The 13,752-nt window shown below is 63.8% G+C and carries 15 protein-coding genes; 1 reads left to right on the top strand and 14 read right to left on the bottom strand.

The features are described from left to right. Positions 1-64: 64 nt before the first annotated feature. The 14 genes from ACN50D_RS12925 to ACN50D_RS12860 form a co-directional block, all read right to left on the bottom strand. Positions 65-550 carry a hypothetical protein gene (locus ACN50D_RS12925; RefSeq protein ID WP_249343104.1) on the bottom strand — a complete coding sequence of 162 codons (486 nt, stop codon included), beginning with the start codon at positions 548-550 and terminating at the stop codon, positions 65-67. 843 nt (positions 551-1,393) lie between these two features. Continuing rightward, the gene (locus tag ACN50D_RS12920; RefSeq protein ID WP_212633730.1) at positions 1,394-1,912 is read right to left on the bottom strand and encodes a hypothetical protein; all 519 of its coding nucleotides are present in this window, start codon (positions 1,910-1,912) and stop codon (positions 1,394-1,396) included. Between the two features lie 113 nt (positions 1,913-2,025). Further along, positions 2,026-2,703, bottom strand: a complete 678-nt coding sequence (locus ACN50D_RS12915; RefSeq protein ID WP_212633729.1) for a TetR/AcrR family transcriptional regulator — start codon at positions 2,701-2,703, stop codon at positions 2,026-2,028. Further along, positions 2,700-3,362 (bottom strand): TetR/AcrR family transcriptional regulator, encoded by a 663-nt coding sequence (locus ACN50D_RS12910; protein ID WP_212633728.1) that lies wholly within the window; start codon positions 3,360-3,362, stop codon positions 2,700-2,702. Before ACN50D_RS12910 ends, ACN50D_RS12915 begins: the two co-directional genes overlap by 4 nt. A 165-nt stretch (positions 3,363-3,527) precedes the next feature. Further along, positions 3,528-3,920 carry a HicB family toxin-antitoxin system gene (locus ACN50D_RS12905; protein WP_212633727.1) on the bottom strand — a complete coding sequence of 131 codons (393 nt, stop codon included), beginning with the start codon at positions 3,918-3,920 and terminating at the stop codon, positions 3,528-3,530. Further along, positions 3,917-4,117, bottom strand: coding sequence for a type II toxin-antitoxin system HicA family toxin (locus tag ACN50D_RS12900; protein WP_212633726.1), 201 nt, complete (start codon positions 4,115-4,117; stop codon positions 3,917-3,919). Before ACN50D_RS12900 ends, ACN50D_RS12905 begins: the two co-directional genes overlap by 4 nt. 121 nt (positions 4,118-4,238) lie before the next feature. Then, on the bottom strand, positions 4,239-4,721 hold the full coding sequence (locus ACN50D_RS12895) for a hypothetical protein (RefSeq protein ID WP_212633725.1): 483 nt from the start codon (positions 4,719-4,721) through the stop codon (positions 4,239-4,241). A gap of 137 nt (positions 4,722-4,858) precedes the next feature. Then, positions 4,859-5,017 (bottom strand): hypothetical protein, encoded by a 159-nt coding sequence (locus ACN50D_RS12890; protein ID WP_212633724.1) that lies wholly within the window; start codon positions 5,015-5,017, stop codon positions 4,859-4,861. Between the two features lie 340 nt (positions 5,018-5,357). Beyond that, complete coding sequence (locus tag ACN50D_RS12885) at positions 5,358-6,155, bottom strand: N-formylglutamate amidohydrolase (RefSeq protein WP_212633723.1); 798 nt, start codon at positions 6,153-6,155, stop codon at positions 5,358-5,360. Positions 6,156-6,190: 35 nt separating this feature from the next. Continuing rightward, the gene (locus ACN50D_RS12880) at positions 6,191-6,859 is read right to left on the bottom strand and encodes a hypothetical protein (RefSeq protein WP_212633722.1); all 669 of its coding nucleotides are present in this window, start codon (positions 6,857-6,859) and stop codon (positions 6,191-6,193) included. 108 nt (positions 6,860-6,967) lie between these two features. After that, positions 6,968-8,200, bottom strand: coding sequence for an insoluble domain protein (locus ACN50D_RS12875; RefSeq protein WP_212633721.1), 1,233 nt, complete (start codon positions 8,198-8,200; stop codon positions 6,968-6,970). A gap of 76 nt (positions 8,201-8,276) precedes the next feature. Continuing rightward, positions 8,277-9,611, bottom strand: coding sequence for a ParA family protein (locus tag ACN50D_RS12870; protein WP_212633720.1), 1,335 nt, complete (start codon positions 9,609-9,611; stop codon positions 8,277-8,279). Next, positions 9,611-9,967 carry a hypothetical protein gene (locus ACN50D_RS12865; protein WP_212633719.1) on the bottom strand — a complete coding sequence of 119 codons (357 nt, stop codon included), beginning with the start codon at positions 9,965-9,967 and terminating at the stop codon, positions 9,611-9,613. The genes ACN50D_RS12870 and ACN50D_RS12865 overlap by 1 nt, the downstream gene beginning before the upstream one ends. A gap of 57 nt (positions 9,968-10,024) precedes the next feature. Beyond that, positions 10,025-12,127 (bottom strand): FtsK/SpoIIIE domain-containing protein, encoded by a 2,103-nt coding sequence (locus ACN50D_RS12860; protein WP_212633718.1) that lies wholly within the window; start codon positions 12,125-12,127, stop codon positions 10,025-10,027. Positions 12,128-13,396: 1,269 nt separating this feature from the next. On the opposite strand from ACN50D_RS12860, the gene ACN50D_RS12855 reads away from it, so the two are divergent. Then, a complete protein-coding gene (locus ACN50D_RS12855) occupies positions 13,397-13,723 on the top strand; it encodes a hypothetical protein (protein WP_076949101.1) in 327 nt (108 codons plus the stop codon). The last annotated feature ends 29 nt before the right edge of the window (positions 13,724-13,752 follow it).

Below are 13,752 nucleotides of genomic sequence, written 5' to 3'. Positions count from 1 at the left end.
GCGACGACGGCACAAACCGATCAGAGAACACCACTTAGACGCTGGGGAGCGACCGACCAGGTATTCAGCGCGGACTTTCGGCGTCCCGCTCCTCCCGCTCCCTCTGACTTTTGGGTGCGGAACGCACGATCTCGGTAACGCTGATGTGCCCAGCTTTGACTTCGTTGGGGAGACGAACTGGCGGCAAGCCCATGCCCTCCCGGCGCTCATTGACCGAGAAAACATAGTGCGCAAATACCGGCATGACGTGCACATCCGGGAATTGCAGCCTCACCTTGTGGACGATTCGATAACCCTCGTCGTACCACTGGAAGGGATCGATTCCAGGTCGCCACTGCGGTCGCGAGCTGAAGTCTGCGCTTTCTTCCACGAAAAACTTCTGAAACTGGCTAGTCCACGCCAATAATTGGTCCCCAAGGGCTTCGTCCATACCGATCTGGCTGGGAAGCACGTAAGGCGTCGATAGAACCGGCCTGCTGAGCACCAGTTCCTCCGAAGGCCAGATCGAACTGGGATGACCGTACTCAGGGTGAACCTCGATAGTGAACACAGAATCCGTCCTCATACCCTCAGCTTGGCAGTCCCTGCACAACTACTACTTGCCAACGAACAGTTGGCGTCACCGGACCAGCCCCTCACCCGTGCCAAGGGGCCGCATCCCCGGATCAATCCGGCGAATGGTGCTCCCAAACCCCTTCTCAGACCTCATTCACCACCAACACCCAGCCCAACCCACCACGGAACCCGAAAAGGCCCCTCACCAGACGGAGAGGGGCCTTTCTGGACCACGCAAACTGAAAGGTCCGGCCCGGTTGCTGCGGGCCGAACCTTTTCGATCAGACGATCAAACCGATCGACACAACCCGGTGTTCATCCCTGCTTTCCGGACGGCGCGGCAGGTTCTCACCGACGTGTGCGTCATTCCACTCCTGAGCACGCTGCGCAGCCCTCCGGATCGCGCGGCGTTCGGTCTGATCGAAGCCGTCCGGAGCTTCGACGTTCCCGAAAACACCACCGTGCACAACTCACGAAACCAACCCAACACCAACCGAATACCGAAACCTACTGACACACAACAACATTCAAAAACACCCAAAACGAGCCCTAGAGACACCCCCACACGACCCGACACCACTCCCCCACACCACCCAACACAAACACCCGCCGGCACCCAAAAACGCCGGCACCCCACACACCCCCGACAACCACCCCAGGGACATGCCATCACCGCAGTTCAAACCCTAAAACACCAACACCGAACCCACCCACACCAACCACACACACCCCACACCGACATCCACCACCCAACACGAACCAGGGGACGTGTCATCACCCCAGGTCAAAGGCGCAAAACAAGCATCCAGACATGCGCCGAGGAATCACGGCACCGCCGTCAGTTGTCAACAACGAAGGTGAAGCCACCCGGTGGCAACTCATGCACGAGGACCTCGTTGCCGACACCGGCGACAATCGTCAGGAAGAACTTGGGCTCACCGTCGACCAGGACCACCGAATTCATCGTCACCCCACGTTGGCGCGGGACCCGCCGGAAAACCACTTCCCCGCCCTGCACCTGCGCACCAGGATGAAGCGACCGCGCGGTGTCGAGGACAACCGCGCGAACGACATCGAGGTCGACAAGGTCGTCATACTCGACGGCCACGACACGACCCGCGTGCGAGTCCGCGTCTGGGGAGAAGTGTGGCGATCGCCGACGGGACTTCGAGGACACTGGTCGCCGATTCGGGATCGTTTCTGGGTGCGTCTCGAATCGCGCCTCGGCCCGTTCAGTGGGTACGGCGGGGGCAGCGGACCCGTCGGTGCGTGCGGGGATCGAGGCCATACGTCGGCGCATTGCCTCGATGCGGTCACCGGGAGTCAGTGCCGCGAGAGTGTTCGGGTCGGCGGTCATAGGTGCTGACCTCCTCCGTCATCGCCTTACCGCCCACATTCCAGTCGAACATATATTCGAAATCGAGTGGTGAGCTAGTGGCCGGTCACCCCCTTAGAGGCGATGAATGGTTCTCATCGCGTTGCGACGGCAGCCAGGTGAACGGTGAGTAGGTCGTCGATGCGGGTTGCGAGGTCGATGTCTTCTCGGAGGGTTGCTGATGCGTGTGCGGCTCCGAGGGTTCCGGCGCAGAGGTTCCATGCGAGTCGGTGTGTGATGGGGGTGTCGGTGAGTTCGCCGGTGGTGACGGCAGTTTCGATGATGTCGCTGATGGCGTCGACCCAGTGTGCGAAGGCTGCGCCGGTGTCGATGGTGGGTTCGAGGGTGAGTTTCATTCCGGCCCGTAGGTTGGTGTCTTCGCCGATGCGTTGTGCGAGCGACATGAAGATCGCTGCCAGCTTTTGGCTTGCCGTGCTGCTCGCTCCTGCCGCCAGTGCTTCGCTGATGGTTTCGTCGAGGGCGTGGTTCCAGTCCGAGATGAGGTGTTCGGCGATCGCTCCTCTGGTTGGGAAGTGGTAGTACATCGCGCCTTTGGCGAATTTTCCAGCGTGGGTGATGGTGTTCATGCTGGTGTGGCCGTATCCATCGGTGTCGAAATGCCGGGCTGCGACGGCAATGATCGCTTCTCGTGTTCGTACTGCGCGGGCCTGGGGTGCGGAGTTCTTGCTGCCGGGGGCGCGGCCGTTCCGGGGGCGGGCTGGCGTGGTGGCAGTGCCTTCCGGGGTGTGTGCCGGTTCGTTGGGGCTGTTCACAGGGATGCTCCTTCGATCTTGCGGACGGACACCGGGTCGGTTCCGCGCCACATCATCAACAGATCGTCGACGCGGCGGGTGATGGTGTCGTTCTCGCCCAGACTCGCCGCAACTTTTACCGCGCCGACGAAACCGGCGCAGAGTGTGTCTGCGAGTCTGGACATGCTTTCGGCGCAGTCGAGGGTTCCGGAACGGATTGCGTCGATGATGATCGGTGTCAGGGCTTCTGTCCGTGCTTCGTAGGTGGCGTACGCGTCGTTGAGCGAAGGCTCGACGCTCAGGACGAGGCCGGCGCGGCTGATCGCCTCGTTTTGGGTGCGGCGGGCGAGTTCGCGGTAAATCATCAGTACTTGCCGGTCTGCGGGTTGACCGGTTGCGATCGCTTTCCCGACAGTCTCTGTGACTGCGTCGGACCAGCGGCGAAGCATCTCCCTCGCGATGGATTCCTTCTTCGAGAAGTGGAAGTACATCGCGCCTTTGGTGACCGGGGCGAGTGTGACGATGTGGTCGATGGTGGTGCCCGCGTATCCCGTTTTGCTGAACAGGGTTGCGGACGCCTCGAGGATCGCTTCGCGGGTGGCTTTCGCTCGCGGTTGCATCGGGGGACGACCGGTTTTGCCGTGGTCGATGCCGTCTGCGAGGTCGTTATGATCGTGCATGGTCACAGGTCCGTTCTGTGGCTGTCGGCCCTGACGGTGTTCGTGCACTGTCAGGGCCTCTGCGTGGGTGGTGCGCTTGCGGTTCGAGCGGAGTGCTCGTCTCCTGCCTGTGCAGGCAGAGAGTGTGTTCACGCCCGATGATCGAGCGTGAAGGTTTCGGGGGCGTCAGCTTTTGATGAGCTGGCTCGCACGTTGGAACGAGACGTCGAGGAGTTGGCCGATATCGCGTACCGGCACGTTGGCAGCGGCCATTTCGTGTGCGAGAGCGCGGGCGGATTCGACGGACGCAGACTCGTATTGTGCGGCGAGTTCTCGGTCTTGTTTGATCTTTTCGGCGCGTTCGGCCAAGTCCGGCCCCTCGGCGTCGAGTTTGACGTGAACGGAAACAGTGATGTCCGCCAACGGTTTACCCACTGACACGGCGATCAGTTCCCGTGCCATCAATTCGGCTTCGCCGAGGCGGCGCGCCTGGGTCAGCCCGTCGTCTCCGAGGGCGGAGACTTCGATCATCCACCACTTCCCCTCGCGGGTGACGGTCACTTCGTAACTCTCGCTCATGCTTTCGCCTCCTGAATTGCCTTGAGCACCTTGCGGTATACGCCTGGGGAGATGGTTCGATGCCCGTCCGGGACGCTCACGTGCACCTTTCCGTTCTCCGATTCCCACGTGGTGTGAGAGCCTGCGGTCCGCAGTGGCGTGAAGCCTGCGGTTTTGAGTTCTTTGACCACTTTGCGTGTGGGCTGATCGGCAACCATGAGAATAGTCTAGTTGGTTGACTGTTTCTAGTCAACCAACTAGACAAAATCGACGGGATTCGCGTTTTGCAAGCTCACACGCTTTCCAGAGACGTCAACACACGTGGGCTGGCCGAATTGTTCATCGTGTGAGGTAGGCGCGAACCGCGTCGGTTCCCTCGTCGTACGAGTCCACATAGCGGCCGGTGCCGGGGCGGTAACTCGAATCCACCGATGCCGGGTGATGGGCCATGAACACCACGTCAGGGCGACCGCCGTTGAACGGTGCGTACGTGCTGTAATTCCAGCCCTCCGGTGCGTAGTCGTCGTTCCATTTCAATCGCGCGACGGGAACGAAACCAGACCTCGCGTAAATATCGGGAAGGACCGTATCGAAGCAGTCCAGCCGCCTCCCACCTGCGGCGACAGCAGTTTCGAGCATCGAATTCGCTGCGCGCCGATGGTTGCTGTCGCGGTGTGCATAAAGGGAAACGATTTCGTCGTCTTTGAGCGCGATGCCGGACCGTCCGTCGTCAGTGACGAACAGACGCATACCTGCATATTCATCATCGTCGTAGACGTAAACCGAGGCTGCGTGCGGATTCGCCTCACGCAGCGCTTCCATCTGGCGACGGTATGTCCGCGCATCTCGGGGGTGCAGCTCGTACAGCTCGGGTGTGCTGTCTCCGCGACTTCTGATGACCTGTGCGCGTTCATCCTGCAATCGGTGTACTGAAACCGGCGTGATGTGCCGGTTGCCGATCAGAAGCCGTGGAACTCCGCCAGGTCGATCGCCAGATCGTGCCACTTCTGCTCGATCGCCAGCCGCTCGGCTTCCGGCAGCTCCGGGGTCCATCCCCATCGACGCCAGAACGCTTCGCGCTGCTCCTGCGTCAGGGTCGGTATCTCGTTGGCGGTCATGACCGGTGTCCTTCGGATCGTGGTGTGCGGAATCGGCTTGAATCTGATGCTCGCGTAGGGCTTTGCCGACATCGAGGCGGTGCCGCAAGTTTTCGCGCTTGCTTGGATCGTCCTCTGTGTCGAGCTGGTTGCGCAACTCGGACTGCCCTCCGGGCGTGGCGTCGAATTCAGCGGATCGGTCAACGAAGTTGGCACGCGCCGCGTCGAGTCGTTGCCGATTCCGTGTGATCGCGGGGTTCTCGTCGAAGAGTGCTTGCGCTGAGTCGAGTCGTCGGCGGGCGCTGTCGAGGCGTGCTCGTACGTGTGGTGTGCAGCGCGGGCCGGGATGCTTCTGGCACATCTACAGGCTTCCCCGATGGGCAGCCTCGACGAGTCTGCCGAGCATGGCTCCGAGGTTCTCGGCGGCGATGTCGACCAGTTGCCCGGTTTCGTCGATGTAGCAGTCGCGGCGTAGTTCGATCATCACCGAAACCGCGCGAAGGTCGGTGCGGTAGCAGTCGAGTGGAACGTAGGTCCCTTCGAATGGGCTGTCGGTGTCGATATCCCCGAGCGGGGAGAACGCAGCGTAGACGGCTTCACAGAGCCACGACGGGGTGTGGTGGGGGTCGGTGCCGATGCACAGTGCAGGGCGTGGTCCGTCGGTGTGCAGTTCGTATGCCGAGGGCTGAGCCGGGTAGGAGTGGACGTCGATGATCACGGCGCGGCCGGTGGCAGCGATGCGGTCCGCCACCAGGTCGGACATCGCGGCGGCGTACGGATGGAAGTAGCTATCGAGCAGTGCATCTCGTGTGGCATTGTCGGCGTTGCGCAGGACCTCTCCGTTGCAGGTTCGGGTGTAGACCGCGCCGCGTCCGACCGCGTTGAGTTCTTCGCGTTCGTCAGGGAATCGTTCGGGATCGACGACCAGTCGGGAGAGGTCGTTACGCAACACCCACGGCCGCGCGGTCACTGATTGCGCAGCGTGCTGTGCGATCACGTCGGTGTGTGCGTCGGTGATCTCGTCGAGTTCGGCGGCGAGTTGATCGTCGGTGACGGTCAGTGACGACCGGATCTCGGGCGGAATGACGCGCGAGGCGTGCGGGACGTGCAAGATCACGGGCGAGGTTGTATCGCCCGCGATCAGTGTTCTTGTGTTCACGAAATCTCCTTGGCGAGAGTGGAACTGGTGCCGGCTTAGTTGATGACGTCTACGAACCAGCGGCCGTCGAGTTCTTTGGCGGTGATGGTCTGGGGGAACTGTGCGGGCGGTTGGCCGGGACGCATTTCGGTGAGAGCGACGGAGTAGATACCGGCCGAGATCGGTGTGATGCGCACGCAGTGGGTGGTTCCTGTTGGGACGGTGTCGATTCCGGCTTGGATCTTCTCCTTCGCGGGCAGGGAGGCATCGGGGGTGGTGAGCTCACGGACGGCTGTTCCGGAGCGTGTGACGTAGTAGGCGTGCTCGAACGCTGCGATGACTCCGGCGCCGCTCTTCTGGTCGCCGGGGTCGGTGCGGCATGCGGTCGGATCGGTTTCAGTCGTGGGTGCAGTGGCGAGAGCGGGTGGGGTGACGTCGAGGGTAAGTGCCGTTTCCGAGGTGTCTGTCTCGTCGGCAATTCTTTCCTGTGCGCGCTCGTCGTTGTCGGAGAGAAGACGCAGGAAGAGCCAACCGAGCAGCGCGAGCACGGCAATCAGGGCAGCCACGTAACGCAGGCGGGGCGATCGGGAATCCTTCGTGCGCGGACGCTTCGGCGCTGTCGGAGGCGTGGGTACAGTGACTGTTGTGGCCGTGTCGGCGGCTGCGCCGTGGGATGTGCCGCCGAGTAGGTCGATCACTGCGGGGTGTCTTTTCGTGTTCGTCATCGCTGTCTCCTTTTCGGTGCTCGCGCCTGGTTCTGCAGTGGTGCATGGACAAGTTCAGGGCGGGCGGCGCGTTGCCGCCCGTCCTGAACGGCTCTGATCATGCGAGCTTTATGCCGAAATACCCGCTCCGACTGCGTCGCTGATCAGCGAGGACGCCAGGCCGGGGGTGGCGTTGGTGAGGAAGTCCGTGAGTGCGGTGTCGACGTGTTCGATGATCTGCTCGCTTCCGGGCTGTGCTGCGACGAAGTCGCGGACCTGGTGGTCAATCGTGGGGGCAGCGGCGACGGTGTCGCGGACAGTGGTGGCTACGGCCTCACCGATGGGGCCGGAGTTCTCCCAGTCGATGAGCGTGTCTTGGGTCTGGCTGGTGACGGCGGGTTGGTCGACGTCGGGGACCTCGATTTCGACGGGTTCGCCGAGTTCTCCTGCGCCGTACGCAACGGCTGCGGTGAATCCTGCGATTCCTCCGCCCAGTCCGCCGAGAACGAATGCTGGTGCGCCTGCGAGGAAGGCGCCCGTACCGGCGCCGACAGCGGTTCCGGCGAAACCGCCTGCTACCCAGCCGATTCCGGGGACGAAGACGTTACCCAGTCCGAGACCGATGTTTCCGCCGACGGTCCCGCCGACCAGCGCTCCTCCGATAGCGAACGGGGTCGCGAGGCCGATTCCTCCGGCGAGTGCTCCGGCTGCGGCACCGCCGACTTGGGTGGCGGCGTCGCGGCTGGCTTTGTCGACGGGGACGCCGAACGAGTTCCAGCCGGTGGCGACTCCGGATTCGATGATGGCGGTGGTGTTGTTGGTCCGTTCGAGGTCGACGTCGGAGACCCAGTTCGGTTGTGCGATGTGGAAGGTTCCGATGCGGAGGGTGTCGCGGGGGGCGATGATCGGTGCGACGACATCGACGGGGCCGGGGCCGGGGAGATGGAGCTGGGTGTAGTCGGTCGGGGTGGTGTCGTTGTAGGTGGGTGGTGTGTAGGTGTTGGTGTCGTAGTCCCAGTTCGGTAGCGGCTGGTAGTCGATGTTCTGGTATTGCGCGGGTGGGTCGATCCAGTAGACGGGCTCTGTGGGGGCTGGAGGTTCCGTGGCCGGCGGCGGGGTGAGTTCGGTGGTCACGCCGGACTGTCCGCCGCCGTCGTTGATGCCTGCTTGTCCTCCTCCGTCGGTGATGCCGGCTTGCCCGGGCGCTGCGATTGCCGGTGGTGCGAGGGCGATTCCGGCGGCCGTTGCTGCGGCTGCGATGACGGCGATGGTGCTTTGGCGGGCGAGGGTGCGGCGGCGGTGTCGGCCGTGCCGGTGTGCGCGGCGGGCGGCTCGGTTGGCGGCGGTGGTGTCGATGCTCATGTGATGCCTTTCGTTCAGGAGGGTGCGGATGGGTGCCGGCGGGGGTCTGGTGTGCGGAATCCGGCTGATAAATGAATCAGTCAGCGGCGTGGGCGATGAGATCGATGACGGTCGAGGCAACGACGGTCAGGGATTCGGTGGTGCTGCGCCGGAGCTTCGAGGGCGAGATGCGCTCGCCGGAGGCGAAGAGTGGTTCGAACGGCATCCGGGCGACCGAATGGACTCCGGCGTCGAGAAAGGCGTCGACAGCGTCGATTTCGACCATCGGTGCGTCTCCGGGTCCGTCGGTGATGACGACGATGGTGCGAGCCATCATCGCCGGGCCTGCGGTGGCGGTGAGGTCGAGGAGCATGCGGTGCGCGGCTGCGGCGGCGTCGCGGCGGAGCGGGACGGGCACGAGGAGGACGTCCGCGTGGGTTGTTGCCCAGTGCCAGCTGCCGGCGAGGCGGTTGTTGCCGGTGTCGGCGATGAGGATCTCGCGGTGTTGGGACAAGATCTGCGCCGCGGCGTGGGTGTCGTCGTAGCCGAGACTGGATCCGTGGGCGCCGTTGTTGCCGGCGAGGATGTCGTCCCCGCTTGGTTGGCGGGTGAGGTACTGCGAGAGCGCCGAGGGTCGGATGCTGCCTGGCGCGGCTGCGCCTGCGGCGATCAGTGAGCGCACGTCGTGTCCGCCGCGGGGTGGGGTGCTGACGCGGTCGGCGAGGCTGCCGCTGACGTCGGCGACGTCGACGCAGACTGTGGTTGCGGCTCCGCGGTGTTCGGCGATGATCGCGTTGAGCCCTACCGCGAGTGGGGTTTTGCCGACGCCGCCTTTCGGGTTGGCGATGGTCACGATCGAGAACCCCGGGAGGGGGCCGGTGATGGATGCGATGGCGGCGCGGTGGCGCATTTCGGCGGACTGGGGTTTCGGGGCGATGCGTAGGTTGAGGATGGTGTTGAGTCGCCCGCGTAGTCCGGTGCGGGCGGGTTCGTGGGAGCCGGCCGCGATCTCGGGTGCTGCGAGCACGGATGTCGAGGTCGGTGCGCGCGCCGCGGGGAATGGCCGGGCATGAGTGTCGGCTCCCCCGGGTGGCGGTGAGTCGACGAGGGGTATCACCGCCATCGTGACCGGTTCGTCCACATGATGATCCGGCCGCGTCTGTGGTGTGTCGACGGGTGCGGGGATGGGTCCGGTGGGCAGCGATTGCGCCACCTTCCCGTCCGGGGCGACGGTGAGTTGGCGGGAGCGGCCCGCTTCCTGCACGGTGACCTCGACGGGCGAGCCTGCGTCGGCGGAGTGCTGTCGGCTGAACTGTGCGATCACCGCGTGGATCGACTGCCCGTTCTCGGCGGACAGTTCCATCTTCTCGTCCCCTGCCCCGCTCACGAGTGCGGTTCGCTCGGAGGTGATTTCGATGGCAAGGGTCGACATCACGCGGTGGTTCCGGTGAAGGCTCCGACGCCGGAGAGTTCGGTATCCATTTCGAGGACGATGGTGTCGGCCTTGTCGAGGGCGGCCAAGGCGTCGTCGCGGGCTTTGCCGTCGGGGAGTACTTCGATGATCTGGCGGCGGGTGGCGACGGCTCTTTTGATTTCGTCGAGCCGCGGAGCGGTCAGTTCCTGGTCTTCGCTGAGTTTCGGCAGCCATGTGGGGATGGCGTTTTTGAGGACGCGGCGGAGTTCGGTGATGACGGGGTCGCCGCCGCCTTTGGTGGCTGCGAAGGGGTTGCGCAGCACGGTGATGTCGTCGGCGGTGGGCGTGATCGATTGGGAGATGCGGCGGCTCATGGGTGGACCTTTCGGGTGAGGGTTGAGCAGGTGTGTCAGCGAAGTCGGGCCACGGGGTCAGGGCGCGGGTGCGGTCGTGTCCGGTTCGGGAAGGAGGACGACTTCGTGTGGTCCGTAGGTGATGTGGTTTTTGACCCGTCCGGTGCCGTGGAAGGTCAGGGTGGTTTCGGTGACGGCGCCGCTGTCTTTGTCTAGGATGACGGTGACCGCGGCGACGGTGGCCGGGTGTTCGTTGCCGCGTCCGTCGTCGACGAGGACGGTCATTCCTTCGGTGACCGCGGAGGCGGGTATCGCGTCGGCGAAGTCGTCGCCGGCATCGGCGGCAGGTGTGTCGTCGTGGTGGCCGAGGACGGTGGGCTCGGGAGCTCGGCCGTAGGCGCGGGCCGCGACGGCGACGGAGCGTTCGGATTCGATGAAGTGGCGCAGTTCGGTCGAGTAGAACGCGATGTGCGGTTCCTGCTGGGGCCGTAGCCCGTCGATGATCTTCTTCTCCGAGGTCGAGAGTTGGTTCCATTTGTTGGGGTGCGGGTCGACGTTCGGGGTCCACCACATCTGCGCATCGACGGGCACGCCGTCGTTGCCGAGGGCGACTCCGCGGCCGGGGACGGAGGTGTCGATCTCGCGGCCGATCTGCGAGTCGCCCCACAGCATCATCGCGCCGTCCTGCGAGAGGTTGCCGAGGGAGATGCGGGTGCCGAAGTTGTCGCGCGCGTTGCCTGAGGCGCCGCCGAAGAGGGACGCGTCGGGTCGTTGCACACCGAGCAGGAGCCGGATACCGGCTGAGCGTGCGAGGACGGCGAGATCTGCCCATGCCCCGAGTGGGTCGAGTTCTTTGAGGAGTTCGCGGGTTTCGTCGTCGCCGGTTTTGGCGAGGCGCTGCCATTTGCCGGAGAGGATGAAAAACTCGTCGAGGACGGCGATCAGGAGCGGAAGTTGGGACGGCTCGATCTTCTTCACGTGGACGTAGTGGTTGCGGGCCATCATTTCGCTGTGCAGGGCATGCACGAGCATTGCGGAGCGGACGGCGTCGTAGACGATGGCGGCGCACCCGGGGTAGCCCTCGAGTCCGTCGAGTTCGATCATTTTCGGGTCGACGCCCAGGAACGGGATTCCTCGTCGCGCCGCTTCGGTGAGCAGGGTGCGGATCACCGATGTCTTGCCGCCGCCGGTGGGTCCGACGATCAGGCAGTGAGGTTTGTTCGACTTGGTGGAGATGTCCCAGAACATGTTCACCTCCGATGCTGCGGTCGCGTAGGGCAGGTGGCGCAGGTTCTCGTCGACGAGTTCGAGAGGGTGATCGACGCGGGTGGGTAGTGGGGCGCGCAGGCTCATCAGGAGGTAGCCCTCGGAGGGAAACCAGTCGGTGGCCCAGGTGCGGCCGGATTCGTGCTCGCCGGCGAGGGCGGCGAGGGCTTCGTCGACTTTCTTTTGGAATCCGCGTGCTCCGCTGGAGAGGGTGGGTGTGAAGGTGATCTTGAAGGCGGTTTCGACGTCGCCGTCGAGCGCGGCGACGCTCACGGCAGGCTCTTTCAGCGGTCCGTCTTTGAGGGAGTTCGCCAGTGCCTTGTGCCGTGGTGATCGGAGGTCGGGTTGAGTCAGTGTGCGGGTGATGCGGATTCGGTCGCGGTGGGCGTCGTGGATGACGGTGTAGGTCCATTTGTTGGTGCGTCTGCTCGCGGAAGCTCGTACGGCGGTGGTGAATTCGTCGAGCTCTTTCGGACGGATGATGGCGCCGCGTGCAAGGGTGATGGTGGCGCTGCGCAGGGTGGTGATGCCGGGCGGGTATCCGACAATGATTTTGATCGGGGTGTGGCGGGTGCTTTGCCGGATTTGGGCGTCGAGTCCGGCGCGGTGACGGTGGGTGAGGAACCGCACGATGTCGCAGGCGAGCAGGCCGAGTGTGAGGGCGGCGAGTGGCCACCGATATTGGTGGACTGCGGAGACTGCATTATCGAGCTGAGGGGTCGAGAATTGTTCGGCGAGTTCGAGGATCTGCGGCGCGAAAAACGCGAGTGTTGTTGCGATAACGGCGAAAGGCGCCCACGCCCTGTACGGGCGGATGGCGGACTCCCCCGCATGGCCTGTTCGCGCGTGGGGTTTGTCGGAGCCGAAGAGGTCGACGAGAAAGTCTTTGAGCGGGTCCTGCTGGCTTCTGCTCACCGTCCACTCCTCTCACTCGAATCCAGTCCCGAGGCGGTCGTCGCCGGGGTGTGTGGGGTGCACTGTCACAGAGCGTGGGAAGCGATCTCAACCCGCCTGTGGATAACTTCTTTCGCGGGTGCGTAGCTGGAGCATGCATCACATACCCGACGGGTGACACCGGGCGCGATAGACACCCATCGCCTCTACCCGCTACTGGTTCCGGTTGTGACGCTGCGCATTACCGATCGCAGGACCCGCGACGGCATCGCTGATACACCACGTGGGAACTTGTTCAACCACCTACACCACAGGCCCGATGACGATGTACATCTCGAGTGGTTTTTGTCTTCCTGCGTCGCTGTTCGCGGACCCCTGCAGGGCTCTCGAACGCCTCGCTTCGCGGGGTACCGAACCCGGCGCTCGAACAGCCGATAGCGGTGTGGACGACACCGCGGCAGGCGTCGCGCCAGGATGATCCGGGGATACTCCGTACAGGACCCTGACCAGCATTTGATTGAAATATGTTGGCGCGAAGCAATTTTGATACGTACACTCCCCCTAGGCCCGAAGGGCCGGGGGAGTGACCCCGGAGGGGAAGCGTGAATCGGGCCCCTGAATTCCACCTCTGTCCGCGACCTCTGCAGGCCCCCTAAATGCGGGACTGTTCGAGCACGGGTGCGCAGCCTGCCACACGTGCGTGCTGAACACGCTATGCGTGCAGAGCATGCACACCACGCAGGTGGTGGCGGGGAACCGTTCTTCGAACTTCTGATCATGGCCACGGCGCGGGTGCCTCGAGCAAGCTCGAGCAGGGGCGACTCGCACAGCTGGCGGACACATTCCGAAAATGGTTCTGTGCCATGTTCTTCAGGCGGACGAAGACCACGAAGCACAGCGAGGGAGACACGTGCGGATCTCCATGGTCTGCGACGGGTCCGTCGACGATGCCCGTTCGCAGCTCTCTGTCGCTCCACTGAAGGAACCCTCCCGCCGAGGTCTGGGAAGTCTCCCGCGGACACCCCAGCGAAGACCGTTCCGTGGCCGCGCTCCCCCTGCATTCGAGGTCGTTCCCCGCGATCGCCGAGAGATCCCCGATGGGGTGAATCGCGACACCTGAACACACACCCCCACGCGACGACACGCGGCAGCGCTGATCGGCCAGCGCGCCAACCGCGGAGCCGAAAAAGTTATCCACAGGTCGCATTGAAATTCCTGCCACCACTCTTCTACGTTTCCGCGCAACCACATTCGTGGGGTCTGGTTACACCACTGTGTTGGAGAGTGCTCATGTTTTCTCTTGCTTCCACCGTGATCGACGTGTCGATCCCGCCGACGCATCCACCGCTCGCCGCATACGCGGTGACCCTCGCTCAGTCGACGGACGTCAATACCGGTGGTCTGCGCGCGTGGATCAAGGACAACATCGTCTTCACCATCCTCATCGCCCTCGCGTGTGTGGTTCTCGTCGGCGGGCTCAAGGGCAATTTGTCGCGGGTCTTCACCGTCGGCGGACTCGGGTTGTTCGGGCTTGCCTACCTCGGTATCGCGACATCGGAATCGGCGGCCACGGGGATCGGCAATTGGATTCTCGGGCTCGTCGGTATCTCGACCTAACCGCTGATGCCTGCGCAGAGAACATTCGA

Origin of the sequence: Rhodococcus sp. SB1D (assembly GCF_048573875.1) — a bacterium.
In the GTDB taxonomy this organism is placed as follows: Bacteria; Actinomycetota; Actinomycetes; order Mycobacteriales; family Mycobacteriaceae; genus Rhodococcus_F; species Rhodococcus_F qingshengii.
This window is presented reverse-complemented; position numbering and strand designations above follow the sequence as displayed.

What these genes read in the sequence shown, in the direction of transcription:
- ACN50D_RS12895 (WP_212633725.1), bottom strand. Translation starts at nt 4,721, where the DNA reads ATGGAAGCGCTGCGTGAGGCGAATCCGCACGCAGCCTCGGTTTACGTC.
- ACN50D_RS12905 (WP_212633727.1), bottom strand. Translation starts at nt 3,920, where the DNA reads ATGAGCGAGAGTTACGAAGTGACCGTCACCCGCGAGGGGAAGTGGTGG.
- ACN50D_RS12890 (WP_212633724.1), bottom strand. Translation starts at nt 5,017, where the DNA reads ATGACCGCCAACGAGATACCGACCCTGACGCAGGAGCAGCGCGAAGCG.
- ACN50D_RS12875 (WP_212633721.1), bottom strand. Translation starts at nt 8,200, where the DNA reads ATGAGCATCGACACCACCGCCGCCAACCGAGCCGCCCGCCGCGCACAC.
- ACN50D_RS12855 (WP_076949101.1), top strand. Translation starts at nt 13,397, where the DNA reads ATGTTTTCTCTTGCTTCCACCGTGATCGACGTGTCGATCCCGCCGACG.
- ACN50D_RS12865 (WP_212633719.1), bottom strand. Translation starts at nt 9,967, where the DNA reads ATGAGCCGCCGCATCTCCCAATCGATCACGCCCACCGCCGACGACATC.
- ACN50D_RS12880 (WP_212633722.1), bottom strand. Translation starts at nt 6,859, where the DNA reads ATGACGAACACGAAAAGACACCCCGCAGTGATCGACCTACTCGGCGGC.
- ACN50D_RS12900 (WP_212633726.1), bottom strand. Translation starts at nt 4,117, where the DNA reads ATGGTTGCCGATCAGCCCACACGCAAAGTGGTCAAAGAACTCAAAACC.
- ACN50D_RS12910 (WP_212633728.1), bottom strand. Translation starts at nt 3,362, where the DNA reads ATGCACGATCATAACGACCTCGCAGACGGCATCGACCACGGCAAAACC.
- ACN50D_RS12870 (WP_212633720.1), bottom strand. Translation starts at nt 9,611, where the DNA reads ATGTCGACCCTTGCCATCGAAATCACCTCCGAGCGAACCGCACTCGTG.
- ACN50D_RS12920 (WP_212633730.1), bottom strand. Translation starts at nt 1,912, where the DNA reads ATGACCGCCGACCCGAACACTCTCGCGGCACTGACTCCCGGTGACCGC.